Source organism: Bacteroides sp. AF39-11AC (assembly GCF_003474285.1).
GTDB lineage: Bacteria > Bacteroidota > Bacteroidia > Bacteroidales > Bacteroidaceae > Bacteroides.
Window position 1 is genome coordinate 299,495 of record NZ_QROH01000009.1, and the last position, 25,687, is coordinate 325,181.

The following is a 25,687-nucleotide window of genomic DNA, read 5'->3' on the forward strand; positions in this document are numbered from 1 at the left end:
AGGTTTACCTCCCTCTTCTCATTTCATTAATATCTTGATTCATCTGTGCCTCGAAATTACGGATGGCCACATCTCTCGGTGTATCTACACCGGGCTTGAAGTATGGATGTGGCGGTCCGCTGAAACGTTCGCCATAGAACTCCGGAGAGTGGTGGTGATGGAAGCCATGTGCGACTTCCGATGCCACCACAGCACCGGCGGTAAGGGCAGCGAATATCTTCACGCCAAGCCCCTTGTTCGCTTCAGGACGTGTCTTCATATCCACCTCGTTGAAAATCTTCGAAAAAAGTTTCATCCGGTGGTAATCATCCACAGCAAGAAACTTGTCGTAGTCTTTCTGGCTGATTTCGTGGCTGATGACCTGTCCGTCAATAACAGCGGACATCTTGTATTTACCCTCCGTCTGTGCCGGTTGCACGGCAATGTCACTGACCTCTACTTCCCGGCCATGTTTCTCCTCACGATACCAGCCTTTGCTTTCGTTGAGTAGTTGCAGGTCACGACCGTCCACGGCTGCACCGATACTGCCCTGTATGTATTCCTGCCGCATCGGAGTTTCTTGCTGCATGAATAATTCTTGTTCCTGCCGCTGCCGTTCTTCCAGTTCATGCCGCACTTCGGGATGCAGGCCGATACTGATGCGTTGTTCGCTGTTGAGCTGTTCCATCGTTACTTTATCGGCAAAGTCCGCTCCGATAATGCCGTTCAGCAGATCCAGCCGTTTCTCCACAGGTTGTTCCTCGATGGATGCGGTAGCCAGTTTTTTCACTTCTTCTTCCGTCAGGTCATAGACCATATCGGCATTGACACTTTCCGATTGTACGGTCAGTGTCCTCCGTTCCATATCCACGATAAGACCGTGCGAAGTAAGGCACTCCGACCATTTCTCGTTGGAAAAATAGACTGGTGAAGCAATCAACTCCTTGTATGCTTGTGCCGGTTCCTTGCTGCGCGGACGGCTGACAAGCGGTGTAATGACCTCCTGCAAGTTCTTCAATACATCTTGCTGTACAATGGGTTGCTCCTGTTGACCGCCTTTGTAGTAAAAGCCGTAGCCACCCGATTGCAGTTCGCCGGGCTTCATGCGCCCGTCTGGGCGTTCGGGTACGATGGATGGCCCCGGAAAGAAAAGCTGCCCACCAACTCTGCGTAGGTGGAAACCCCACTGTTCGCGTGGTGTCCAACCAAGGAATGGAGGGGGCATACCCAGTCGCCCCATGTGTCCGTACTCACCGATACCGATGCGGTAGCCATGTAGCCCCATCGCCACGCGACCGTTGGCATTGCGGGCATGGACGAAATTTTTCGGCATATAGAAATCTTTTCCTATGATACTCGTGAGTATGTTGTAGGCTTTCTTGTTGGCCGTATTCGTTCCCCAGTCCGTCAGAGCCAACATCTGTCGTTCTGTTATAGGATAGACCAATAACGGTGAATCATGCCCTTGCACAATCAGCCGGTAGCCGCCTCCGTCAAATGCGACATGGGCTTGAAGTCCGTTACGCATCAGTAGATTGCGCATTTCGGGTTGCAAGTCCATCTGCCGAGGATTAGTGTTTGTTCGTATCGTCATAGTCTGATGTTATGATGGTTACTTGTTATGCGTTGCCGTATTTCATAGCCGCTTCCAATTGTTCGTCTTTGAAACGGACAAACCCGGCGGCAGAATCTTCGCAGACCGTGAGTCCTTTTTCCTCACAGTAATGGGCGTACTCCTCCTGCCACTCGGCAGAAAAATGATTGATGTAATCGAGCCAGCCGTATTCGCCGCTCTGCATCTTCTCGACGAGAATCTCTTCGGGATAATATTTCTGTTGTGCCATACGCTTATATTAAATAGGTTTTATTTGTGAATACCTGCCATTCGGTTACGCTCACCGCTTTTCTTCTGTTCGTTCCACAGTTCTTCGGTGTATTCCTCCTCTGGAACGTAGTCGAGATTGCCGTCATCATTCATCACCCAGCAACCGTAGCAACCGAAGGTGTACTTATCCCATTCACGCTTGGGTTGCTCTTTCCATTTCTGCGCGTCACCTGCGCAGAAACGGATGCCTGTCTTGTTGTGAAGGTCGATGCCTACCGTGACAGGTTCGCCATCCACTGCCACCGTCAGAGGCTCACCATGCTGCATTCCGTTTACTTCTACTGTACCTAAGTGCATTACCTCTGCCAGCACTTTCAGGTTACGGGCGATGATGGGTGTCGGAACATACATCACCTGTTTTGTCTCCTCGTCGATTTGCACGAAAGCTTTACTGCGTCGTCCGTCCGCCATAGCCACGTCTGCAATGATGGATTTGCCGTCAAGCAACTGTTTTTGCTGCTCCTCGTTGTAGCATTCCAGTGGTGACGACTTCAGTGTGGGATAAAAGACCACATCCACCTCGCCGCTATCCATACGGATAAAGGCAAACCGACTGCGACTCTCGATTACTTCGCCATTCTCGTTAGTGACACGCATGGGCAGTACCGGCGAGTAGCCGCCTTTCCCGATTTCTTTCAGGATACACAGGGGCAAATCTTCAATCATTTCTTGGGTAAGCCCAAAGCGGGCCAATGTCGGATAAGGCAGTTCGTTGAACTCAAATTGTTCTTTTTTCATATTCTGAACGATGTTATAAAATTATACTCAGCAAATATAGAGCGATTTCTTATCTGATGACTAAAACATTTCTTTATAAGTGATTATAAAGTGGTATTTTTAATGTTTTGAATATGATTTTTCGCAAATAATCATATTCAAAATTGATTAAATAGTTATATTTGGAGAGAAAACAGTCGGCAATGGACAGACCATAAGAAGAGCGTGCTAACTTTGCTGCCATGAGAAAGATTTTATTATTGATGATGACGGGTGTCTCATTATGTATCACGCCAGCCAAAGCACAATTCAATACCGTTGCCGTTACCCCAACACGCTACAAGATGGAGGTATTGGATATGGGGTTAGACCAAGCGGAACCGGCATCCGAAAGCGAGATTTCCGTACAGGAAGTTTCAACAGGTATCCCGGTATCCGCAGATATGGATAAGAAAAAGTGGATGGATCGTTACTTGAGTGTAAGTTACCCGTTACGTTATATCAAGGTCACTTCGCCTTATGGCTACCGTAAGGACCCGTTTACGGGAAAGAGTAAATTTCATGGCGGACTGGACTTGCGCGCACGTGGCGACAAGGTGATGGCCATGATGGAGGGTGTGGTCGTGAAGGTCGGACAGGACAAGACTTCCGGCAAGTATGTAACCTTGCGGCATGGTAGGTACACCGTCAGTTATTGTCATCTCTCTAAAATTCTTATCGTCAAAGGGGCAATAGTTCATCCTCGTGATGTGGTTGGCATTACCGGCTCCACAGGACGCAGCACCGGCGAACACCTGCATATCACCTGCAAACTCAATGGCAGGAGTATCAGCCCCTCGCTTATACTCGATTATATCCAATCCATCCGGCAGGAGTGTATATCAGCATTGGCAGGTTTGTAAAAGAGAAGTGAAAAGGGCTGAAAACGTTCCGGTTACTTTGTCATCCGTTCAATAATATGGGCAATATGGTTGCCCCAGACGTGTATTTGTACAAGGAGCATCGAAGGCATGGAGAGCGTCTTGCCATAGAAGATAGCCGCCACTACTTTGCCACCGCACCGTTCTATCTCTTCCTTGTAATCCACCACGCTTTGCCCGGTTGTCAGCACATCATCTATGATGATAATCTCTTTCCCTTTGATTTTTCCGGTAATGAGGTAGTTTCGTTCGAGGATACGCTTCTCTCCACCTTTGGCCTCATGCAGGCTTTCTCGTGCATCGCAAATATCAACGTCGTATAGTCCTGAAGTTAAATCCTGTCGGTGCTTTCCGATGTACCAGTCGAGCCGTTTGAACCGTTGACCGTATTTTATCCAGTTGCTACACGGCATGAACATTATATGGTAAGGTCTCTTTTTCAGTTGCAAGGCATTCATACACGTTTTAAAGAACTCGATTCCGTGTATATCTCCTTGTTTGAACTGGTAGATGGAATGGCAGAAAGCCCTCTGTTCATCATTGAGCAGCGCATTGTATCGTGACGGATAGTAATATCCGTAAAAGGAGATTCGGATGCCTCGTAACTTGAACGGCTTATGGGGAGAATGGCCATCAAACCGTTCGGGATGCAAGAGACAGAACATACGGCAGGCTTCCCGATGACCGGCCATTACCGCCAGACGACAGTAACGTTCACGTTCCTCGCTCTTTTCGGTCAACCGTGCGGCGGCGAATGCCGCTTCTCCTGCTTTTCGTCGCCAGTAGCCGATAATATACCACAATGCCCCAATTGTGAAAAGCAGGAGTATGAACAATAGTCTTGCATTCATCGTATTTTTATTTGAATGAAGCAGCCCGTTTCAATCTGGTTATTTACAACATTACGGTGTATTTCGACATAATCGGATATGGGGGTTATGGCTTCATTACTTATATCAAATTCGTTTTCACTCACTTGCAAAGTTAGCAAAATCGTGGCACTAATCTAAAATAGCACCGATAATTTATAAGCCATATCACTTTTATATCATAAAGTCTTACCCATACAATTTCCTCTTTTAATTGTACATGCTCAACTTTTATAGAAGATGTTCGCCCTGACCGGTACACGGCAAATGGCATACAAGTCTGCTATATGCTGTGTACCAGTCTTTGGGATAAAGCAAGGACGATGGCACATTTGCCACAAGTGTCAATCAAGCCAATCTGTTGTCCTTGCAGCGACCTCTGCTATCTGTTCTTTTGTAACCGGCAATGCCGTCTGTTTGTTTTTATAGCTTCGCCCCACACCATCAGCGGAGCGTCACAGGACTTGTCCGCAAGAGACATTCACTCACCTTATGGCAGCAGAGCTGCTATGGGGTGAGTGAAAGACTCTTTACGGAAGCCAAACATGAAAAGACCGTACACCTCGGTCACAAACTGCCAAGGCTTACGCTTCGCCAGATTTGAGACTAAGTTGTATGGTCACTTCATCGGGAAGTTTGGACCGGCAAGCCACAGACGTTCCACTGCCCACCCATTCCTTTTATAAATCTTGCACCTATTCTACATGTCTATATGACAACCGCCTGTAGTAAGAAAGCATATTCTGTTTGTCGGTTAGCTCTGCTGTAGTCATATTTTCCGCAAAGTAAGCCGCCTTTTACCAAACATCAAATCGCCACTATCGCTGGAACGAAAAATCTTCCTCTGACACGTCAGAGCGTATTTCTTGTCGCCGTTTTGTCTTATCGGTATTCTTGGGCGGCAGTTGATGGCAGAAAATATCCCTCAGCAGGCTGAACAGCCTTCAAAAAGAGGGAAAAAGAAAAATTATCAGAGTTATGGCAAAGACGATAGACATAGAACTTCAAAAACAGTTGGACAAGCCACAGGCATGGTTCTGCAAGTATTTTCCTGCACGCATACGCAATGTGAGTGAGCGTGAGATAGCAGACCGCAAGTTAGTCTTTGATTTCAAGGATGGACGGGCATACGAAGAGGTTGCTCAACGCACGGCAGCCAACATGACCGAACGTTATGGAACATCATGTACTAACATTGTATTTTCTCCCGTACCGGCATCCACCGATAAGAAGAACGAGATACGTTACAAAGCATTCTGCCAAAGAGTATGCGAACTGACGGGAGCTATCAATGGTTATGACCATGTATCAGTGAGTGGTGAGAGGCTAACCATTCACGAAAACCGTAAGGCAGAGAAAGAAATCCGTAAGGTAAACGTCATTGAGTTTGATTCGGCTTTTTTCAACGGCAGGTCTGTGGTAGTCTTTGATGATGTGATAACCAAAGGGCTGAGTTATGCTACCTATGCCAATCAGCTTGAAAGCCTTGGTGCTAATGTACTCGGAGGTATATTCCTCGCAAGAACCCATTACAAAGTGAAATAATATGACCCAGACAAAGTATGATAAGGCAGTGTCCGTTTGCTTCAGTGGACACCGCAATATTCCATTCCTATACAGGAAGCAACTGAAGCTGCAATTAAAGGCAGCGATAACCAAGGCATACGCTGGAGGTTATCGTCATTTTTACTGTGGTTGTGCCATGGGGTTTGATATGCTGGCGGCAGAAGTTGCTCTTGCGTTGCAGTCCGAATTGTCAGGTCTGCAAGTTATTGTCGTAGTACCGTATCGCGGACAATCCGAGCGGTGGAACGATGCGATGAAAGCCCGGTATGATACTATTCTCTGTAACTCGGATGATGTTATCATCCTGAGCGAACACTACTACCATGGCTGTTTGCTTCGACGCAACGACTATATGGTTTTTCACAGTTCGTCTCTTATTGCCTGGTATGACGGCAACCCCAAGGGTGGTACGTTTTATACTTATCGTAAGGCTACAGCGAATGGACTAAAAGTTCTAAATCTCTATGGCAGCTCAATCGTATAACAGCCATCTTGTTTTCGCATATTCCGAGCCGTAGCGGTGACTCCTTTGCCATTCATGTAAAGGCTGTTTTGTCAGCCATAGCGTGATATGGCAAAGTACGCTATTAGTTCTGATGTATTGCCCGGCTTTACCTATGTGCCGGTTTAGTTGGTGTTGCTGTATTTTTATATCTTCGGAGGCTCCATCCTCCTTATATCTTTCTCTACCTTTTTTAGTATTCGGCTTAAAAAGTAATATACTTGCCTTACTTTTCGCCTATTTAGCATGTTTAAGGCACGTCTTTTTATAAATAAGTGCAGCAATTGGTTGCTGCACTTTTGCTATAATATCTATTTGTCATATTAGACCTTCCCGTACACCGTCCTCATTTTTCCGTCCACCAGCACCTTATTTGACCGCACAATCCAAGCTCTGCCGTCATTCAATCCGCATTCCAATGCCTTTTCGCCGCCGCCGATTAGTACCGGAACGGTTGTCACTGTGATTTCGTCCGCCAGCCCGTTATCCAAGAGTAAAGCCCCGATTTCCTCACCGTAAGCCACCACCATACCGTCGCCGTCTTCCTTCATCTGTCTCAGTTCTGCCACTGCATCTCCTTGGATGAACTTCACTCGTTCATTCTCCGTCAGGTCGATGCCGCCGTTCGTTACAACCAAAGTCTCTTTCGCCGTAATCGGCCAACCTAAATGGTTCATATAAATACGCAGGTAAGTTTCTTCGTCAATCAGCACACAACTGGAGGCATCCACAGCCGCATCAAAATGCTTGTCCGAAGGAGCCGGACAACCGTCGATGGACTGGTACACGTGCAAGGAAATCTGTTTCATATTCAATGTGTTTTTAAGAATTATGTCCACCTTGCACCCTAAAGAACAGCATGAACCCACACTATTCCGGAATAGAGGTACTGCCATACCTAAAAGGTAGATAAGCAAACCCTTGCTGTATAAACATACAGTATGAATATTTTGCTATACATCTTGTCTTTTTGATAAGTGTCAGTTTTCTATTCCAAGACGTTCAGTGAACGTATAATATGTATATCAATCTCCGCCTGTTTCCAAGCCGAGTATGAATCTTCCATGTCACGACAATGACCGTACCCGAAAGTACCGTCTGCTGTCTTCATTTTGACAAAGATAACGAAAGATTGGCGGACAAGCAAACAAAAACCATTGTTTTTCAGGTTGCCTGTTCCGAACTGCATTCTGTCTTATCAAAAAGACTTACTCATTCCCTATGATTTAATACAGTCGTTATTCTGCAATTATCAAGAGATGGGCCAATCCATCCGATTCCACCTCCCTTTATAGTTCACCTTCCTCCGATATAGTACGGGCAATCCGTTCCGGTTGTCCGTTACCCTGTTTTAACACCCCTGTTTTACAGTTTTATTCATCCCTTTCTATTTGATTGTCATTTATTATCGTTTTGCTGCTGCCGTGCGACCTCTCGTGGACTTATTTTCCCGCAAAGGTAATAGGCTGCTCCAATCTTGCCAATGCCGGCGTTCCGCCGCGAGTGAGCCGCAAAAATCTTCCTCTCCGTCTGTCGAGCGTATTTTTCCGCATCAGCCTTGTCAGATTGTTTCCGCCACCTTTTGGAGGCAGAAAAATAAATCCCAAAGGTCGCAAACAGGTTGAACAAAGGGAAATAGTAACAATAAAAACAAAAATAACATTATGAAAACAGAGATTAGGCAGAATGGCAAAGTGATACTATCGAGTACAGACGATATATCCATTCCGATGATTTTCAAAAACTTATGTGGTAAGAACTTTTCTGGAAACGACTATCAAAACTATCTCAGAACAGTTTGTCAGGATATTGGTGTTACGACGGGGGCGATTGAGTATTATGCCGACAACGTTTTGATTGAGAAAGCAACTATTCCTGAATTTTAAAAACTATATACAATGAAAAGGAAAGAGAAAGCAGCAGTAGATGAATTTGTTGCCCTTGTAGGAGGCAAGACATGGGAGCCTGTACGCCATAAATGTATGGGTAAATGGAGTGGTATGACCGATTACGGTTTTGTCATAGACGGACGGATAACGCTCTTTGTTTCCAATAGTATGGCATACTTTAAGAAACGGATTCGTGAGTGGATTAAGTCGATACATACTTTTGAAGCGAAGAAAGATTGCTACCTTCGCTTGCTACGTGAACAAATTGAAAAGGACAACGACAAGGCAAAGGACGAAAAGTTAAATCCTGTCAGACTGATAGACATTGGCATCTTATCCCCCGAAAGCAATAGCCCGTTTGATTTTTTTACCCCTTATGTGTTAGTCGAAATAAACGGCAGGCGGTTCAAGCATCAAACAGCGGAGTTAAGTTGCGCTATTATGGTGGATAGTTTGGCAGGATACCTTGAAGAATGCAACTGCAAGGATATATACACGGCAAGGGCAGTGTGTACACCTGACTACATTTTTTGCGGTGTGCGGTTTGACTCCCGTGATAATATGTATAAGATTGGAAAGTAGAGATTAATGATGTCTGAAGAAGTTATCACTTACAACGATAACTCCAGTCGTTTTAAAGGACGGCATCAGCATTTGACCTACTAAATACATAAGTTCCCAATTTACGATTGGAGACTTATGTATTTTTCTGTATGGAAAACTAATCAAATAATCGCTGACTTATCATCCAGTCATTAAGCACGTCCGGATCTACACGATTTGTAAGATTCACATTTTTACTCAAACAACCGATTTTCTCACCTCTTAAATAAATAACTGGTGGGGTTAATGTATTCGGATTGTATGGACTTAACGATGAACTGGGACTTCCATATATGGAATACCGATTCTTGAAAGATATACTTGAAAAGTGACTACCGTATATATTCTCGTTGTTGGATATGGAATCAGGAGTAGATGTGTTCAACGACAATCTGCCTAAATACAAACCGTCATTTGCCAATAGAAACGATTCTTTCCTTGAAATTCTGGTATCTAAACCTATTCTATCCATTCCCTATGATTTAACGCCATTATTTAATAATGCCATAACGTCTTTTAGTTGCATTATCGAACACCTCTGTCTCTCTTAGAAACTGCATTACCCGTTCCCTGTCTTCGGAAATCAGGCAACCTTTCAGTTTACCGTTCTTTTCCGTGATTTTTAATTTTGAAAGTTCGAATATATCGGAACAATCCAGCCAACTGTCATAGTCCAGAATATCACGATAGTTCCGAACCATCAAAGGATATTGGCAGTCCAGTAGCTCTTCCGACCTCTTGGAAGAATCTATTTCCGAATTTATCAGTAAGGCACCGATAGCGACACCTTCCGGAGTAAAGCCGATAATAACAATATATTTATTACGGTCTTTATATCCGTCTTTTAGTATCAGTCCGTCCTCTTCGTCCAAGGGGACATAAATAATGTCACCAATTTTGACTGATGACATCTCTACTTGCTCAGCTTTGGCCATTATAGCTTTCAGCTTTTCCAATGCACCGGTTTTGTCGTCCATTTGATTTAAGATAAAGCGTTCTTGACAATCTGCTTTTCTCGGATATAATCTACCATGTCCTCGGTAGCTTTTCCTGCCCGGGCTATATCTATAATGGTAATGAAGTTCTTTTGAGGATCATCCTGAATGCGTGTCATCGCTTCTTCCCATGCCGAGTCGTGCGACAAATCGGACAAGTCATAAGGGTCTGTATCCTTATATTTAGCGATAGCAGCGTCAAGACAACGTTTGTTGGCACCTGATATATAGTCCATATCGGGTACGGCAGAAGTATATACCTTCTTGTCACGAACCTCTATGTCTGAAAGGAACTCGTCAAAATTCCCATCCAAGGGTTTGCCTTCTGCAATTTGCAGTGCCTTGTAGGTATAGGCTGGCACCGGGCCATGCTTCAATGCTCTGAAAGAGTCTTCGACAATCACTTTGCCATATTTGACAAGATGGTCCTGTTGGGCAAAATAAAGTATTTTAAATAACTTTATATAGTCCACTCCTTGAGTGAAACTCTGCATGATGTAGAGTACCACTGCTCTTATTTTAGCAATCTGTATAGCTGTTTTCATTTCAAAAAAATCTATGCGATTACAAAGATACAACTAATTTGCTGAATAATACGCTCATGATACAAAAAAAATAGTCCGTTGCATTTTTTTACGACATTTAATATAGTCGTCATTCTGAGAGTAATAGTCTGCAATTATCAAGAGATGGGTCAATCCACCCGATTCCACCTCCCTTTATAGTTCACCTTCCTCCGATTATAGTACGGGCAATCCGTTCCGATTGTCCGTTACCCTGTTTTAACACCCCTGTTTTACAGTTTTATTCATCCCTTTCTATTTGATTGTCATTTATTATCGTTTTGCTGCTGCCGTGCGACCTCTCGTGGACTTATTTTCCCGCAAAGGTAATAGGCTGCTCCAATCTTGCCAATGCCGGCGTTCCGCCGCGAGTGAGCCGCAAAAATCTTCCTCTCCGTCTGTCGAGCGTATTTTTCCGCATCAGCCTTGTCAGATTGTTTCCGCCACCTTTTGGAGGCAGAAAAATAAATCCCAAAGGTCGCAAACAGGCCGAAAAAAGGGAAAAAAAGAAAGGTTAAATTATGAGTTACAACAAATTGAAATCATTGGTAGCGAACGTGGAAGCCATAGAAACGGCAATGAAAATCCAAGTTCAAGGCAGGCAGGCCACTGCGGAAGAAAAAGAAATTTTATCCCGATATTCTGGTTTCGGGGGTATCAAAGAAGTGTTGAATATAGGTACGGACAAGCCCATAAGTGGTGATATGCAAGAACCGATACAAAGATTGCAGGAGTTAATCAATGCTTACCCTCATTTCACAGAACCCATGCGACACAATGTCATAGAGGGTATCAAAGCATCTGTACTGACAGCATTTTACACTCCTAAATTCCTTGTTGATGCAGTGGTGCGGCAGATACACGCCACGTTCAGCGAAAACGGCCTCAAAATGCGTTCATTTCTCGAACCGAGTGCAGGTATAGGCGGTTTTCTGCCCATAGCCATGTCCGGCACGTATGACTATGCCATTGAGAAAGATCTCATTTCGGGGATGATACTTTCCCTGCTCCATGAGAACACGCTAACACGGACGGCTGCATTTGAAACCATTGGAGAACAAGGTTTTGAGCATACAACTTTCGATGTCATAGCCTCCAACATCCCGTTTGGCAATTTCCGGGTATTCGATGCGGAGCTGTGGAAGAAAGGCGGTATGTACGAACAGGCCACCAAGACCATACACAACTACTTTTTTGTCAAAGCGATGGAGTTGTTGAATGAGGGTGGATTATTGGCTTTCATCACATCGAGGGGCATAGCCGACACGCCCGGTAACAAGTTCGTGCGTGAATATCTTGTAAATCATGCAGACCTGATAAGTGCAATCCGTCTGCCCGATATGCTTTTCATGCAGACAAGCGGTATAGAGGTAGGCAGTGACCTGCTGATATTCCAAAAGCACACGCACAAGACGGTACTCTCACAACGGGAACAACTGTTTTTACAAGTAGGCAGGGAAAAGGCGGACGCCATAGGCACAATGACCGAATACGCTAACAAATTGTTTACCATGCCGAAAACCACCCTTGCAACAGGTAGCCGCATTGTACAGAACCAATACGGAAAATATGTGCGCAAATACCAATGGCAGGGAAATGAAAATGCTATGTCGCAATATCTCGCCGCACTGCTGAAACTCGACTTTGGCCGATATTTCCGCAAAAGTCTTTTCACAGGGAACGGACAGGGCAGCGAACATATGCAAATGTCCCTTTTCGGGAATGTAGCGATGAAACAAGTAGAAAAAGGTAAACGAGCCTACACGGATGGGGTGGAAGCATGGATGAAAGATGGCGCAATGGTACTGTTTGAGGGCCAGGTGGGTACTATCCAATATCGAAAATCAAGTCTTTATCAAGAGGTAGCCATTGATTTTGTGCCGGTGGACGAGGGTAAGGTCAATACAGATAGGGCGAAAGACTATTTCCCTATACGCAAAGCATACTTTGAACTGTCAATTAAAGAGAGGGAAGAACAAAAAGAGGATAACGGATTGCGTAGAGAGCTGAACGCCCGATACGATGCCTTTGTTGCCAAATGGGGCTGTTTCCACGAGAACGACAACAAGGAGTTTATCATGCTTGACAGCCTCGGTGTGGAAGTCTTTACAATAGAAATGCAGCTTGGAAAAGATTTAGTCAAGTCCGACATCATGCGTGAACCTGTGGCGTTCAAGAAGATAGACCCGAACAAACGGCTGACACCGATTGAAGCGTTGGCAAGCAGCTTGAATTTCTACGGCAAGGTTGATATGGACTACCTGATGCAGTCCACGGACAGTGCCGAGGAAGAAATCATCGGCGACCTCAAAGGTGAAATATTTTACAATCCCGCTATCGGGGAGTGGGAGCATAAAGGCAAGTTCCTTTCAGGCAATGTCATAGCCAAATGCAAGGAGATAGGTTCTTACTTGTCCGAACTCACGGACAGGGAAAAAGATTGGACGGAAACTGCTGTAAAGGCTTTGGCGGATGTGACACCCGAAGCGATACCCTACGAGGAACTCGACATTAACATGGGTGAGCGTTGGATTGACACTAAGTTATATGCCGATTTTGCAACTGAACTTTTCGAGACCGAGACAAGCGTAATGTATTTCGATGTGAACGACACCTACATGGTACGTCTGCAAAGTTACTCTCCGGTGGCTTACAACACCTATTTCGTTCGTAACTATGACGGTGGGGATTTGTTTGTTCATGCCCTGCATGATACTGTACCTGAAATCACGAAAGAGATATACCGCAATGGTGATAAGGTGCGTGTACCGGACGAGGAAGCCATACAGGAGGCAGCCACCAAGATACAGGAGATTAGAGACCGTTTCAACCGCTGGCTTGACAGGCAGCCGATAGAGGTTCGGGACGAGCTGGTGAGGGTGTATAATGAGCGTTTCAACTGCTATGTCAGGCCGCACTATGACGGTTCGGCACAAACCTTTCCGCAGCTCTCTTTCGAGCAATTTCCATACGATAGCCTCTATCCCTCACAGAAAGATGCTATCTGGATGATTAAGCAGAACGGAGGCGGTATCTGTTGGCACGAGGTAGGCACAGGCAAGACGATGATAATGTGTGTTGCCGCCTACGAAATGAAACGTCTCGGATTGGCACACAAGCCGCTTATTATCGGGCTGAAAGCCAATGTGCACGAAATCGCCGATACGTTCCGCAAGGCATACCCTACGGCCAAAGTTCTCTATCCGGGCAAGGACGATTTTACCCCTGCCAACAGGCAAGAGGTCTTTTCAAAAATCAAGAACAACAACTGGGACTGCATCATACTCACGCACGACCAGTTCGCCAAGATACCGCAGTCAGAAGAGACCATGATAGATATATTCACGGAAGAGCTTGCCGATGTGGAACGTAACCTTGAATTTTTGGAGCAGTCCACTATGCGTTACCGTAGCGGAAAGATGCAGGAGGGGTTAGAAAAGCGCAAACAGAACCTTGGGGCTAAATTACAAGAACTGCATATGAAAATCAATAATCGGAAAGACGATGCTGTGGACTTCCACACAATGGGAATAGACCATATTTTTGTAGATGAGTGCCATATTTTCAAGAACTTAATGTTCCAGACACGCCATAACCGTGTGGCAGGTATCGGCAACACCAAAGGCTCTCAAAGGGCAATGAACCTCTTGTTCGCCATTCGTGACATCCAACTTCGTACAGGTCGTGACCTTGGGGCTACGTTTCTGTCGGGTACAGTGGTGGTAAATGCACTGACCGAACTATATGTGATGTTCAAGTATTTGCGTCCGCAGGAGCTTCAACGGCAACGGATTAGCTGTTTCGATGCGTGGGCAGCCATATTCACAAAGAAAACGGCAGATTATGAGTTGAACGTGACAGGCTCGGTGAAGCGCAAAGAGCGTTTTCGTACTTACATCAAAGTACCAGAACTGGCAATGTTCCTGCGTGAGATTACGGATTATCGTACAGCCGACATGATAAATCTTGATGTGCCTGAGAAGAACGTGCGTTTCCTCTCTTATCCCCCGACAATTGAGCAGGAGGAAATGATAGGACGCTTGGTATCTTTTGCCGGTAGCGGCCAGTGGGAGGACTTGGGGCTTGACGTTCCGCAACCTGACAACCTCGACAAGGCGAAAATGTTGGTTGCGACCAATGTAGCCCGAAAAATGGCTCTTGATATGCGCTTGTTGGGTTGCAAGTTCAAGGATGATGCCGATAACAAGGCTTCTATCTGTGCGAGGACAATCTATGACTACTATATACGCTCGAATGACAATCGGGGTACACAGTTCGTGTTCAGCGACCTTGGTACATACAAACCGAACGAATGGAACATATATACCGACATCAAAGAAAAGTTGGTACGGCTCGGTATTCCTGCTGATGAAATACAGTTTATCCAATGCGCCACTACCGAGAGGGCAAGAAAAAAGCTGTTTGAAGAAATGAACAACGGCAAGGTGCGAGTTCTTTTTGGAAGTACGACCATGTTAGGCACAGGTGTGAACGCCCAACAAAGGGCTGTGGCGGTGCATCACCTTGAAATACCTTGGGTGCGACATGAAGTCGCATAGATAATTGTTGGAATGATACTTACGGGTATCAGCTTTAACCCGCTGTTCCGTCAGCGGTAGCCTACCGACCGATGCACCTTAATGTTGTATTAAGCGGTCGGGACGAAGTACACTTTCGCAAGACAAGACAGAACCGTGAGGGGAAGTCAAGTACGGTTAGTATCATACCGTAGAGTGGCGAGGCTGGATAGTATGGTTAGCGCAAGCGAACTGTTAGTAAACTTCGTAATGTCACGAAAGAGTGTAAGATACTGGCACACTCTACCCAAAAGGGAAGCGGTCGGTTAATCCTCTCCATGGTAGGATTACACGGATATAAGCACCGCCGGAGGATGAGACAGAACCTAACCTATCCGTTAGTTATCTATGTGGAACATGGTAAGCCTGTATATCTCCTGTCATGTAAAAATGACAGGTAAGCTGACAGCAATGAAAGCCGAATGGTGTGCAGGTATAAGATAACAGAAAAAGCGAATGCCGTTCTGTAATGGAGCGGATACGGATTGAACCGACATCACGGGCTGATGTGGGCGACATCATCCGACACGAAAGTGGGCAGACTTCTGTGACGACATTAGGTAGGCAATCAAACCGAATGTTGTCAAATGGTGATTCTTTACAATTAACTTTTAGAACTTTCAAAAGGAGGAAAGCAAATGAACGAAAACAAGACATCGTGTGCGCCTGCTGACAATCAGCAAACACTTTGGGACAGAATAGACTGGACTAAAGCGGAGTTGGCTGTCAGAAAGCTACAAGCACGAATTGTAAAGGCTCAGAAGGAAGGCAGATACAACAAGGTGAAAGCCTTGCAGTGGACGCTGACCCACTCTTTTTACGCAAAAGCCTTAGCCGTAAAGAGAGTTACTTCTAACGGAGGTGGCAACACCCCCGGAGTGGACATGGAAACATGGGAGAAACCCGAAGCAAAAACACAAGCGATAAGCGAACTCAAACGCAGAGGCTACCAGCCGAAGCCATTGAGAAGAGTCCACATCAAAAAGAGTAATGGCAAACTGCGACCGTTGGGAATACCGACAATGAAAGACAGAGCCATGCAAGCACTCTACCTTATGGCATTAGAACCAGTGTCGGAAACAACAGCCGACTCACGTTCATACGGTTTCCGCAAGGAACGCCGCTGTATGGACGCGGTAATGCAATGCCATAACATTCTCCGAAAAGGCTATTCTCCCGAATGGATTCTGGAGGGTGACATAAAGGGGTGCTTCGACCACATCAGCCATGAATGGCTGCTTGCCAACATCCCTATGGACAAGGCAATACTCCGAAAATGGTTGAAATGCGGCTATATCTTCAACAAACAGATGTTCCCGACAGAGGAGGGAACGCCACAAGGTGGCATTATCTCTCCCACGCTTGCCAATATGACATTGGACGGATTGCAGAAAGTCCTTGCAGAGAAATATAAACGAGTTAGAATCAAAGGTAAGTTATATTCGCCAATGGTGAATCTTGTCCGTTACGCTGATGACTTTATAATTACCTGCGAGAACCGTGAAACACTTGAAAAGGAAATCAAGCCATTGGTAGCCGACTTTATGTCTGAAAGAGGTCTGACCTTATCAGAAGAAAAGACGGTGATAACCAATATCCGTGACGGTTTCGATTTTCTCGGTTTCAACATCCGCAAATTCGGCAATGAAATATTGACCAAGCCGACCAAGAAAGCCGAAAAACGCTTTATGGAGAATATCCGTAAGGTGACAAAAGGTCATAAGGGTTGCAAGCAGGAATCATTAATCAGGATGTTGAATGCTAAAATTCGAGGATGGGGAGCATATTATCAGCATGGGGCGACACGTGATTCTTTTCACAGAATCGACCATCAGATATTTCTCGCCTTGTGGCAATGGGCTAAACGCCGTCATTCCAAGAAAGGGAAACAGTGGATAAAAGACCGCTATTGGCACAATATCCGAGGGAACAGCTGGACTTTTGCGGCTAAGTTCAAGAAATCAAACGGCAAAGAAGACCAACTTACCTTGTTGAAACTGGCATCTTCGTTTCCTTTTCTGCAATATACGCAGATAAAGGGGGACATGAATCCGTTTGACGCAGACTGCCGCCTGTACTTCAATAAAAGAATGAAGTCAAAGATGCTTGTGACGCTGAAAGGACGTAAATCCCTGCTTTACCTATGGGAAAAGCAAGGTCGGAAATGTCCGATATGTGGTGAACCGATTGACACGCATAAGGCATGGAATGTAATGCCGACCGTACAAGACGGACGGAAATGCAATCTGTTGGTTCATGATGAATGTTTCAAATTATCCCGTAAAAACAATGGAAACAAGAAGTAGGATGAGCCGGTCTCTGCACACGAACAGAGACTTTGAAAAGCTTGAGCCGTATGAGGGGAAACCCTCACGTACGGTTCTGAGGGGGGAAGAGGGCAGTAATGCCCTTGACCTACCCGATCGACCTGCTGACATGGAGCAACGCAATGGCAGGGCAGTACGCAAAGGCAACACTGTAAAGCTGTGGGGTGACAATGTGGTGGATATCGTAATTTATGGTACGGAAAAGACCCTCGACGCCTACAAGTTTAATCTGTTGAAAAACAAGCAGATGTTTATCAATCAAATTAACAACGGCACAATCGCCGTGCGCCGTATTGACGAGGGAGGCATGGATGAGGACAGCGGTATGAACTTCGCCGAGTTCGTGGCTATTCTGTCAGGCAATAACGACTTGCTGAACAAGACGAAGCTCGACAACAAGATTATGCAGCTTGAAAAGGAACAGGCTATTTTCAAGAAAGAACGCATCCGTGCCGAGCGTAAAATAGCTGCCGGTCAGGGAGAAATCGAAAAGGCAAAGCGTACTGAGGCCGATTTCAAGAGGGATTTGGAATACATCAACTCGTATAATGGGGCAAAGGCAACCCTGCTTTTAAACTTACCGCAAGCCAGTACCGAGGAAGTTGGTCGGGAGTTGCACCGTATAGCCAAGACCTACCGCAACGGAGCGTATGGCACAGTTGGCACATATGCAGGACTGAACTTGTTGGTACATAGCGAGTATAATATGGACGGTACGTTTGACCGCAATACATTCTTTGTAGAGGGTATAAGTGGGTTGAAATACCGATGCGGCCTAAGCGGTGCGCTGCCGCTTGGTTTCGTTGAGTCGGCGCAATATCCGCATGGAGCATTAAGCAAATTGCCCTCTCTTATCGAGAAGCAACAAAAGGCGGTAGAGCGGATAGAAAGCGAAATTCCTACATTGCAGAAAATCGTTTGTCGCCAGTGGAGCAAGGCTGATGAGCTGTCAAGGCTCAAACAGGAATGTAAGGAACTTCAGCACAGGATTGATGAAAGTCTGAAAGAGGCCGAACAACCACAGGCTGCCAAACACGAAGCTATTGCCGAAGCTGCTTGACATAATCATAATTTAACCGTTCCCTCTGCATGGTCGCGATGACCGGGCAGAGGGATTTTTTTGCGCTCCGGTCTGCCGACGGCTCTACTCTTTTATGGCATCCTTTCTCCCTTTATAACCTCCCGATTCCCCGCCACCACCCATTCTCATTTATAGCTATTAATATCTTCTGTTTTTAGTCAAATAGAGATAATATTCTTTCATCGCATATCCGTTTTTTGCGATATGCCATTTTTAGCTTCTACATTGGTGGCAATGTATCATTTTTGCCTTCACACCTCCTAATAGCTTCAATCAAGGCATCTTTTAACCTTATGAAGGCAAGTTTATCCACCCCTTTTGATATACTGATTTCATTACCGACCAAATCTTTCAACTTGAGTAAACAAGGAACATCTGCCTTATATCTGTTTCCCACATCTTGTAGGTCATAGTCAAAATTATAATGATAAGCAAGAAATTGCGTAAAAGTATTTTTACTTTTATTGCTTAGTTTGCAGATAGCATCAAAAAGAGCATTGGCATCTTCAGATGCAAATATAGCACGAAGTTCGTATGTACAACTTTTATCTGGATAAGGCAATCTGTCTATAATTATAAGTTGTTCTACTGTTCCTTCAGTCAAATTACGCAGTGCTTTTTGCATTTGATCCGGCAACTCATTTATCTTTGATTTCATCTTCTGCAAGAAATAGTCCACAATATCATCCGTTATTGAGGTCTTGGAATCTGTGGTTACATAATTACATCCACTAATAAAAAGCCCTCTTAGCTGATAAAGTTCCTCTAAACTGGTTTGGATATCAATCATCTCTGCTATTCTTACTTTTATTAAAGAGACATAAGCCTGTATAAAATAGAAAATGCCAATAGCGTGAAAATATGATAGATACGCAATACTATAACCAAGTTGATAAGCGTCTTTTATCTCTCTATCCAATATGGATGTTATAGTATCCTGACAAATACTTTCAAGTTTTTGCTGCTCCATATCGAAAAAGCCGGATAGCATTTTCCAAGGTTTCAATCCTTTTTGCTTATCCCTTATCTCCGTAACAATAAATTCTACAAGTGGAGCACCTGTGATAATATATTGTATAATAGCCGTAACATACTCCGGATTTAAGACATTATAAATTAGCTCCTTGTTCAAAGAGTGATATTTTTCCCTTAGATGCTGTATCCTTTGCTTATCCTCATTATTATCTTGGAGTAGTGAAATCCGACAATCTCTACTCCAATTACAAATTACCTCTTTGTTCTCACTGTTATTATACTCTGCATACACTGCAATAAATGACCCAAGAATATTTTTGAGAAAGATATTATCCTTTTCAACCAGCTCGGGAGGAAGTTTGTTTAAGTGGCTTTTAAAATCATATAAACATTGTCTCAAAACCCGTAAGTTGTCGGATTTTGTACACTTAAAACAGGCAATAATGAAATCACGCATTTCTTTCAAATAATCGGATACCGGTACTTCGCCAAGGAAGTATTCGATGGCTTCTTCTATGTCAGGTTGTATTTCAAATTCCCTGCCTATGGTCTTTTCCTTAAACTCATCCAATACAGCCTTGGAAAGTTCTTCAAGGTGGTTCTCATCTCCAATTACGACAACATGGCAATTACAATGTTCTACAAAATAGTTGATAAAGCCTAACAATTCCTTCATCTCTATCAGGCACCTTTCGATGTCATCGAATATCAGAAACTTTACACCTTTTATACTGTCGTCTTTCACTTGTAGTAACGACAACGAATCCAGTGTTGCGGAAAATGAACCATCCTCTTTAGAGTCTTCATTAAAATCCATACTTGTCTTGAAGACTACCTTACCGGCTAATTTCAAAATTCCCTTTATGAAACGCCCCGTTTTCGAATAGAAGAAAGGATTTAATTCCCTATCTATAGCTGTCTTGATGTCATTCACGCTATCCATTCCATAGGTCGAAATATAAATGGGCTTTAGCGTAATTTCCTCGTCAGTATCTGCGGTCCCATCAAACCTCTTCTTCCATTCTTTTATAAGATGAGTTTTGCCACATCCCCATTTTCCTTTCAGCATCACGGCATACTGAGGATTGGTATTATCAGCATAGCTGTTTAAAAAATCAAGAATCAAAGTATTCATACCTTTGTTATTAACATAATTCTATTTTAACTCCATTGGAAAACAAAAATGTAGCAATAAGAACATTAAATATTGAAATAGTAAACGACGCTGCAAATCCATTATCACCACATCCACAATGAACAAAGTTAGTGATATTTCTTAATACAATAATATCCATACGATTAAATTTCATGTTTCTTCTTACCATTGATTGCTTAAATATGCGTCTCCTATCATAATAATATCCGCAGAAAATGTGATGGTGGAATACATTTGGCGTTTCCTGTCAACATTGTAAACCTCTTTGTAATATACGATATACGCATATTTGAACTCCACGACACGAAAGATTGAATTATCCTTAGTGTTGTAATAAATCACCTTGCCGCTTATCGCTTTGAAAGGACTGTTTACCATTGCTTCAAGAATAGTAGTTTCTCTGGTAGATTCAACGGTTATGGTAATACGTCCGCCAATAACATTTGTCACTGGCCTTCCTTTATTATCTGTCTTGCGGTTAAATTCAATATGTGATGAAATCACTTCTATATCCTTCCCTTGCAAGCACACGGTTGCCTTTAATTCTGCCATGCTGATCTTATTATTTATTATAAAACCAAGACATTTCGCCTTGGTTAAAGCAGTCAGACCGCTTTCAAGACAAGAAGGAGGATATCATATTTCGCAAATATAGAATTTTCCCTTGAACTTAACAAGCAATCAATTAAATTTATTAACCGACAAAATAGAAGAAACACTGCTTACAGGCTGCCCTCCTCACAAAAATATTATCTTACATAGTCTCTTTTTTCATCCTGCTATTCAATTCATCACAGGCAAAGCAAACCGGCTTTTAAACAAAAGAGGTTAAACCGTAATCATTCATTGCATTCTTTTTGTTTTTATGGTAGAATGTTTTATTAGTGAGTGAGGACTGTTGTGTAATCCTCTTGTTACAGTTCAGGCAAGACCCTCATACGATGGCATTATTGATGTTTAACCCCTATAAACTTGCGAGTTATGAGAAAAAACGCTAACTTTGCGAATCATAAATGTGCGCTTAGACGCATACTATTAATTAATATGTTGAAATTGAAACAGTTAGTATCTAATCTTTATCACTTTGCCTTTGGGAAAGAAGTGCATACCAACGGTATGAATGCCGATGGTACTATGAGTGTGGCGGCTGGAGATCCTACGTTGAGTGTAACTCCGTTGAAAGGTCTTGAAATGTTACCAGATAGGATTCCGTGTGAAAATTCAATGTTAGACATTTCTAAGTATAAACAATCTGAGAATCCCTTAATATTTACTGTTGAAGGCTCCTCTATGTCACCTGAAGACATCTCTAATGGTGATAAATTACTATGCAGAAAAGTAGATGCCGACGCAGCAAAATTAATCGGGAAAGGAAAATTTGTGGTTATTGCTGTTGATAAGGAATACTATGAATCTAAAAACAAAGAGTTGAAGTTTGATTATAAGTTGCGTCATACCTTATTGAAAGTTCCGGTAGAAAGCTCTATCGAGAAATTGATAGACTCTTTGAAAAAAATAACCAATAGTATCTTTTTGGAAGAAAACCAAAAGAACTTAGAAATCAAGTATAATGAGGCTATTGGGTTTTATAAAGACAAGAAAGAACTTATGTTATCGGTTACTTATCGTAAAGGGAATTTGCGCTATTCTTTCCATCCGGTTGATTTAATACAGTACGTTGCTGAATATGTATTAAAACATAACGGAGAAGAATGGAGAGCTAAAAAACTTGAATAGAAAAATGTCTGGAATAGAATGTATTAATCTACTTGCATTCATACAATTTATAATTGCTTTTGACTTTGGATTATACTATCTTGATAACAAGCATGTACTGACTGAAATTTATCGTAAATATCAGAAAGATTTAAAGTTGTCGGTACGGGCGGTATTGTCTCGTGCTAATGATATTATAACAGAGAGTCTAAAAAGTGAGAATAGTGAATGTATATTAAATAGTGCCTATTTAGATAAGGCATATCGCCGTTTAAAATATCTGACTGATGAAAACCAACTTGATTTGGAAGGTTGTGGTTTCATCGGATTATATGCTGGATTATACGGTTTCTTATGCTTGTTTTGTATCGGGATGTTTGGGTCTCAACATGAAGCACTTGTAAAAACTTATATTTTAGTAACTTCTCAGATAGTTTTAGTTATAGAGCTATTTATATCGGGCTATAACCTTTATCAAGAAGATTGTAGGAAATATAGTAGAAATCTATGGTCAAATATTAGATTTATATTTTTTATTACGCTATTTGTAGTTGGAATTGTTAGCTTTGATTGGACTTATAAGTTTTTCTCTGAATTTGAGTTCCCGTTTGTTGTTATAAGTCTGATTGTATTGCTCTTTCCCCTCATTCTATTCATAGGGCATATAGTAATTTCTCGTATAATAGTAACATTTGTAATAATAAAATGTAGGTATTATTTATACAAAGTAGAGAAATGCTTGCAAGTTCAAGATATATCATAAGATTAAGACTTGATGTAATTTTTTCAAGCTGAGAGCCGAGCTATTACACGGATAGCTCGGCTTGTTTTTTTAAAAAAAGAGGGAAAGGTTACTTAGGTAGATGATATTTGTCCTTTATATGCTCGGCCACGTGTTCGACTTCTGGGAACAACGTTGATTTGTCTATGCCGAGGGCTTCAAGCTGCTTCCTGATCTTCTGCTTCTGCGCTTTATTGATGATGTACACTTTGTAGCTGAAGTTGAGTGATGCTGGTTGGCTTTTATTGCCATTGATACCATAAAGGAAAAATGCCCCGGACTGCCGGATTATGCGAGGATTGTCAAACATCGGTTTTACACAAAAGACTCTCTCGATATCCTTTGAGTCAATCACATTCTGAAAATGGGGTTTCTCGTACTTAATTTCATGCAGAAGATAGGCTATGTCTGGTTCATCGCGCGCGAACGATTCTGATTATGAGGACTAACATCCATTATTTGCTGTTCAAAATGCCTTAGTACATGGTTTTGTTCTTTCCTGGTTGTAGCTGTTCCCATATCAACCTCATAAAATGTTATTGTGTATTCTCCAGTTTCTATCATTTGTTTTGCTGTTTGATGATTATTCGATTCTAATCTTTCTCCAATATTTATAGCAGAACCTACGTAACCATCACCATTTGGTAGCTTGATATGGTAAACACCTGAATATGTTGGTGCATTTGGAATAAGCAAATATAACCCGAAATAATCACAACTTATATTGGTGTCACTGACATATCCGTATAAGTTTAGTATTCTCCCTCCAAGTCCAATCGGATCTTGCGAGATACACATCCTCATCTACAGCGAGTAGTACCTAAAACGATTATAGCTTAATTCTATAGCCTTGTCGTACTCTTGTCCCTGGGAACCAAAATTACAAAAACGTTCACCAATGCTCCTTAATTTTCGTTCCTTTTATTGTAAAACCGATTTTAAATAAATTATCTAAAGCAAAAATTATAGCAGCTTCTATATAATCTTGTATATTGTCAAACTTACTATAGTCAAAATTAATAATATAATTATGTTTTTCAATATCTTTATAAATGGGTTGATATGAAGTGCATTTTTTATCAATGCCCCATACGATTTGCTCTTTTGTTGGAATGGGTATGTCTATTGATATATATTTTTCCAAATCTTTCGTATAGGTAATTCCTTTTTTACTTATTAATATAGAACTTAGATACGAGGCACTTGAATATATAACATTAATAAAAACAACCCAATTTCCCAATAAATCGTTATCAATAAATTTAGTTTTTTTGGTTAGATAAGCCTCCGCTTTTGGATTCTCAATATTAAAATCTGTGTTCATTAATTGTGAACTATATACTATTTTAAATTTCATAATTAGCTATTTCTTTGATAAGATTTCTTTTTTTCCCTATTTAAGGGAAGTCGTTCTCCTTTATTTCTTCTCTTTCTTACTTCTTTTGCTTCTGCTCCAATTGCTTTTCGAGTAGAAGTATATCCCAAATCTCTATATTCTTCTGCAAAGGCATTTGGGTATTGTCTTTTTGCAGCCCTTTCACTATTATGCATCCTTCTGTTCTTGTTACTTAAGGTAGGCATTACATCGTCTGATTTAGCTTTTCCTATCTTTAATACTTTTGTTTTGGTTGCGTCTTCATAAATAATGTAAAGTTTGAAATTTGCTTTTGCTGTAAGGGAATTCAAGTGAGCAAGTCCAAAAGGATCAATTAATTGATTACTATCACTTACATACGCATAAAAATTAGGTTCTCCGCTTGCTAATCCAATCGGATCTTGCGAGACATACATGCCCATCTTCGGCGAGTAATACCTGAACCTGTTGTACGCCAGCCCTGTTTCCCGGTCATAATACTGCCCCTGGAACAGGAACGGTACCATCCCCTTGTTGCCGGTCTCCTCGATGACGTTCCCGTCCATGTCGAGCACCCGGCTCCACACCTCTTTGCCCTCGGTGTCGTATGCCTCCGTTGGTGTTCCGAGCTGGTCGGTCAGTATCGAGTAGGACCTGCCTTCCTTTATCATTGCCACCGGCACGAAGGACTCCTCGTCGAAGAGCCATACCGTCATGTCGCGGCGTTCCGTGTCCGTGTGCCACCTGTCCTCCACGACGGAGTATTCCCTGTGCTGCTTCCACTGGTGCAGCGGCACGTTGCCGTTCCACACCCACCGCGTCACGGTCGTGCCGAAGCTCTTGGAGAGCCTGCGCCCGAGCGCGTCGTATGTGAACTCCACCTCCCTCTTGTCGGGCCGCACCACCTTTGCCAGAGAGCCGTCGGCGTTCCACCGGTATCTCCAGTGGTCCTTCTTGCCGTCAAGCCACCTTCCCGTGCCGAGGTAGCGTTCCGTCAGGTTGCCGTCCGCGTCGTACTCGCAGTGCCATTCGCCGTCCTGCTCCAGCCGTCCGCCACCAAGGTAACGGCGCAGCCTCATGTCCGGGTCGGGATACAGGTTTCCCGTCTGGTCGCTCTTCCTCCACTGCACCCTGCCGTCGGGGTATTCCGCCCTTTCGAGCTGCCCCGTCGGGGTATAGGAGTAGCGTGTCTCGCCACGCCTGCTGTCCTCCACGGACAACAGCCTGTCGGC

The 25,687-nt window shown here is 43.3% G+C and carries 25 protein-coding genes and 1 pseudogene; 11 read left to right on the plus strand and 15 right to left on the minus strand.

Features of this window, described 5'->3' with window-relative positions:
* Window positions 1-4: 4 nt before the first annotated feature.
* From DW036_RS20585 to DW036_RS20595, 3 genes are read right to left on the minus strand one after another with little or no spacing between them, the layout of a single operon-like run.
* The gene (locus DW036_RS20585) at window positions 5-1,573 is read right to left on the minus strand and encodes a hypothetical protein (RefSeq protein WP_008659504.1); all 1,569 of its coding nucleotides are present in this window, start codon (window positions 1,571-1,573) and stop codon (window positions 5-7) included.
* Window positions 1,574-1,598: 25 nt separating this feature from the next.
* Window positions 1,599-1,823: a hypothetical protein gene (locus DW036_RS20590; protein WP_005836766.1), complete on the minus strand. Its 225-nt coding sequence runs from the start codon at window positions 1,821-1,823 to the stop codon at window positions 1,599-1,601.
* 20 nt (window positions 1,824-1,843) lie between these two features.
* The gene (locus tag DW036_RS20595) at window positions 1,844-2,602 is read right to left on the minus strand and encodes a DUF4099 domain-containing protein (protein WP_004308679.1); all 759 of its coding nucleotides are present in this window, start codon (window positions 2,600-2,602) and stop codon (window positions 1,844-1,846) included.
* A 221-nt stretch (window positions 2,603-2,823) separates the two neighbouring features.
* Here DW036_RS20595 and DW036_RS20600 point away from each other — a divergent pair, with 221 nt between their 5' ends.
* Window positions 2,824-3,483, plus strand: a complete 660-nt coding sequence (locus tag DW036_RS20600) for a M23 family metallopeptidase (RefSeq protein WP_004323419.1) — start codon at window positions 2,824-2,826, stop codon at window positions 3,481-3,483.
* Between the two features lie 32 nt (window positions 3,484-3,515).
* On the opposite strand, the gene DW036_RS20605 is transcribed toward DW036_RS20600, so the two are convergent.
* Complete coding sequence (locus DW036_RS20605) at window positions 3,516-4,352, minus strand: phosphoribosyltransferase family protein (RefSeq protein WP_004308677.1); 837 nt, start codon at window positions 4,350-4,352, stop codon at window positions 3,516-3,518.
* Window positions 4,353-4,657: 305 nt separating this feature from the next.
* Here DW036_RS20605 and DW036_RS20615 point away from each other — a divergent pair, with 305 nt between their 5' ends.
* From DW036_RS20615 to DW036_RS20630, 3 genes are all read left to right on the plus strand, one after another.
* Window positions 4,658-4,888 carry a hypothetical protein gene (locus DW036_RS20615; RefSeq protein WP_083835130.1) on the plus strand — a complete coding sequence of 77 codons (231 nt, stop codon included), beginning with the start codon at window positions 4,658-4,660 and terminating at the stop codon, window positions 4,886-4,888.
* Between the two features lie 460 nt (window positions 4,889-5,348).
* Window positions 5,349-5,915, plus strand: a complete 567-nt coding sequence (locus tag DW036_RS20625; RefSeq protein ID WP_004308675.1) for a ribonucleotide-diphosphate reductase subunit alpha — start codon at window positions 5,349-5,351, stop codon at window positions 5,913-5,915.
* 1 nt (window position 5,916) lies between these two features.
* Window positions 5,917-6,420 (plus strand): SLOG family protein, encoded by a 504-nt coding sequence (locus DW036_RS20630; RefSeq protein WP_118356391.1) that lies wholly within the window; start codon window positions 5,917-5,919, stop codon window positions 6,418-6,420.
* A gap of 341 nt (window positions 6,421-6,761) precedes the next feature.
* Here DW036_RS20630 and DW036_RS20640 read toward each other — a convergent pair whose 3' ends face one another.
* A complete protein-coding gene (locus DW036_RS20640) occupies window positions 6,762-7,247 on the minus strand; it encodes a dihydrofolate reductase family protein (RefSeq protein WP_004308674.1) in 486 nt (161 codons plus the stop codon).
* A gap of 179 nt (window positions 7,248-7,426) precedes the next feature.
* Window positions 7,427-7,627 (minus strand): hypothetical protein, encoded by a 201-nt coding sequence (locus tag DW036_RS20645; RefSeq protein ID WP_007218122.1) that lies wholly within the window; start codon window positions 7,625-7,627, stop codon window positions 7,427-7,429.
* Between the two features lie 475 nt (window positions 7,628-8,102).
* On the opposite strand from DW036_RS20645, the gene DW036_RS20655 reads away from it, so the two are divergent.
* Together DW036_RS20655 and DW036_RS20660 are read left to right on the plus strand one after the other, a co-directional pair.
* Window positions 8,103-8,324 (plus strand): hypothetical protein, encoded by a 222-nt coding sequence (locus DW036_RS20655; RefSeq protein ID WP_005777269.1) that lies wholly within the window; start codon window positions 8,103-8,105, stop codon window positions 8,322-8,324.
* Window positions 8,325-8,336: 12 nt separating this feature from the next.
* A complete protein-coding gene (locus DW036_RS20660; protein WP_118356392.1) occupies window positions 8,337-8,909 on the plus strand; it encodes a hypothetical protein in 573 nt (190 codons plus the stop codon).
* A 139-nt stretch (window positions 8,910-9,048) separates the two neighbouring features.
* Here DW036_RS20660 and DW036_RS20665 read toward each other — a convergent pair whose 3' ends face one another.
* The 3 genes from DW036_RS20665 to DW036_RS20675 are packed head-to-tail and all read right to left on the minus strand — an operon-like array spanning window position 9,049 to window position 10,470.
* Window positions 9,049-9,402: a hypothetical protein gene (locus DW036_RS20665; protein WP_004323416.1), complete on the minus strand. Its 354-nt coding sequence runs from the start codon at window positions 9,400-9,402 to the stop codon at window positions 9,049-9,051.
* A 19-nt stretch (window positions 9,403-9,421) separates the two neighbouring features.
* Complete coding sequence (locus tag DW036_RS20670; RefSeq protein WP_007898928.1) at window positions 9,422-9,907, minus strand: hypothetical protein; 486 nt, start codon at window positions 9,905-9,907, stop codon at window positions 9,422-9,424.
* 5 nt (window positions 9,908-9,912) lie between these two features.
* Window positions 9,913-10,470, minus strand: a complete 558-nt coding sequence (locus tag DW036_RS20675) for a Panacea domain-containing protein (RefSeq protein ID WP_005777276.1) — start codon at window positions 10,468-10,470, stop codon at window positions 9,913-9,915.
* A gap of 539 nt (window positions 10,471-11,009) precedes the next feature.
* Here DW036_RS20675 and DW036_RS20680 point away from each other — a divergent pair.
* The 3 genes from DW036_RS20680 to DW036_RS20695 all read left to right on the plus strand — a co-directional run bounded on the left by DW036_RS20680 (window position 11,010) and on the right by DW036_RS20695 (window position 18,452).
* On the plus strand, window positions 11,010-15,047 hold the full coding sequence (locus tag DW036_RS20680; protein WP_118356393.1) for an N-6 DNA methylase: 4,038 nt from the start codon (window positions 11,010-11,012) through the stop codon (window positions 15,045-15,047).
* 656 nt (window positions 15,048-15,703) lie between these two features.
* The gene (gene ltrA, locus DW036_RS20690; RefSeq protein WP_004323414.1) at window positions 15,704-17,371 is read left to right on the plus strand and encodes a group II intron reverse transcriptase/maturase; all 1,668 of its coding nucleotides are present in this window, start codon (window positions 15,704-15,706) and stop codon (window positions 17,369-17,371) included.
* A complete protein-coding gene (locus DW036_RS20695) occupies window positions 17,355-18,452 on the plus strand; it encodes a DNA methylase (RefSeq protein ID WP_118356398.1) in 1,098 nt (365 codons plus the stop codon). Before ltrA ends, DW036_RS20695 begins: the two co-directional genes overlap by 17 nt.
* A 241-nt stretch (window positions 18,453-18,693) precedes the next feature.
* Here the strand turns inward: DW036_RS20695 and DW036_RS20700 are convergent, their stop codons facing one another.
* Together DW036_RS20700 and tssD are read right to left on the minus strand one after the other, a co-directional pair.
* Window positions 18,694-20,583, minus strand: a complete 1,890-nt coding sequence (locus DW036_RS20700; protein ID WP_118356394.1) for a P-loop NTPase fold protein — start codon at window positions 20,581-20,583, stop codon at window positions 18,694-18,696.
* Window positions 20,584-20,766: 183 nt separating this feature from the next.
* Window positions 20,767-21,156 (minus strand): type VI secretion system tube protein TssD, encoded by a 390-nt coding sequence (gene tssD, locus DW036_RS20710; protein ID WP_004308665.1) that lies wholly within the window; start codon window positions 21,154-21,156, stop codon window positions 20,767-20,769.
* A 429-nt stretch (window positions 21,157-21,585) separates the two neighbouring features.
* Here tssD and DW036_RS20715 point away from each other — a divergent pair, with 429 nt between their 5' ends.
* Both DW036_RS20715 and DW036_RS20720 read left to right on the plus strand, forming a co-directional pair.
* The gene (locus DW036_RS20715; RefSeq protein ID WP_032565870.1) at window positions 21,586-22,341 is read left to right on the plus strand and encodes a hypothetical protein; all 756 of its coding nucleotides are present in this window, start codon (window positions 21,586-21,588) and stop codon (window positions 22,339-22,341) included.
* A gap of 4 nt (window positions 22,342-22,345) precedes the next feature.
* Window positions 22,346-23,083, plus strand: a complete 738-nt coding sequence (locus DW036_RS20720) for a hypothetical protein (RefSeq protein ID WP_118356396.1) — start codon at window positions 22,346-22,348, stop codon at window positions 23,081-23,083.
* Between the two features lie 88 nt (window positions 23,084-23,171).
* On the opposite strand, the pseudogene DW036_RS20725 reads toward DW036_RS20720, so the two are convergent.
* The 4 genes and pseudogenes from DW036_RS20725 to DW036_RS20740 all read right to left on the minus strand — a co-directional run.
* Window positions 23,172-23,516: pseudogene (locus DW036_RS20725) on the minus strand (FRG domain-containing protein); the annotation flags it as partial.
* Window positions 23,504-23,797, minus strand: coding sequence for a hypothetical protein (locus DW036_RS20730; protein ID WP_133302545.1), 294 nt, complete (start codon window positions 23,795-23,797; stop codon window positions 23,504-23,506). The pseudogene DW036_RS20725 and the gene DW036_RS20730, both read right to left, overlap by 13 nt.
* A 196-nt stretch (window positions 23,798-23,993) precedes the next feature.
* A complete protein-coding gene (gene imm9, locus DW036_RS20735; protein WP_117848600.1) occupies window positions 23,994-24,458 on the minus strand; it encodes an Imm9 family immunity protein in 465 nt (154 codons plus the stop codon).
* 2 nt (window positions 24,459-24,460) lie between these two features.
* The coding region (locus tag DW036_RS20740; RefSeq protein ID WP_305000364.1) for an RHS repeat domain-containing protein at window positions 24,461-25,687 on the minus strand (1,227 nt) is incomplete at its 5' end.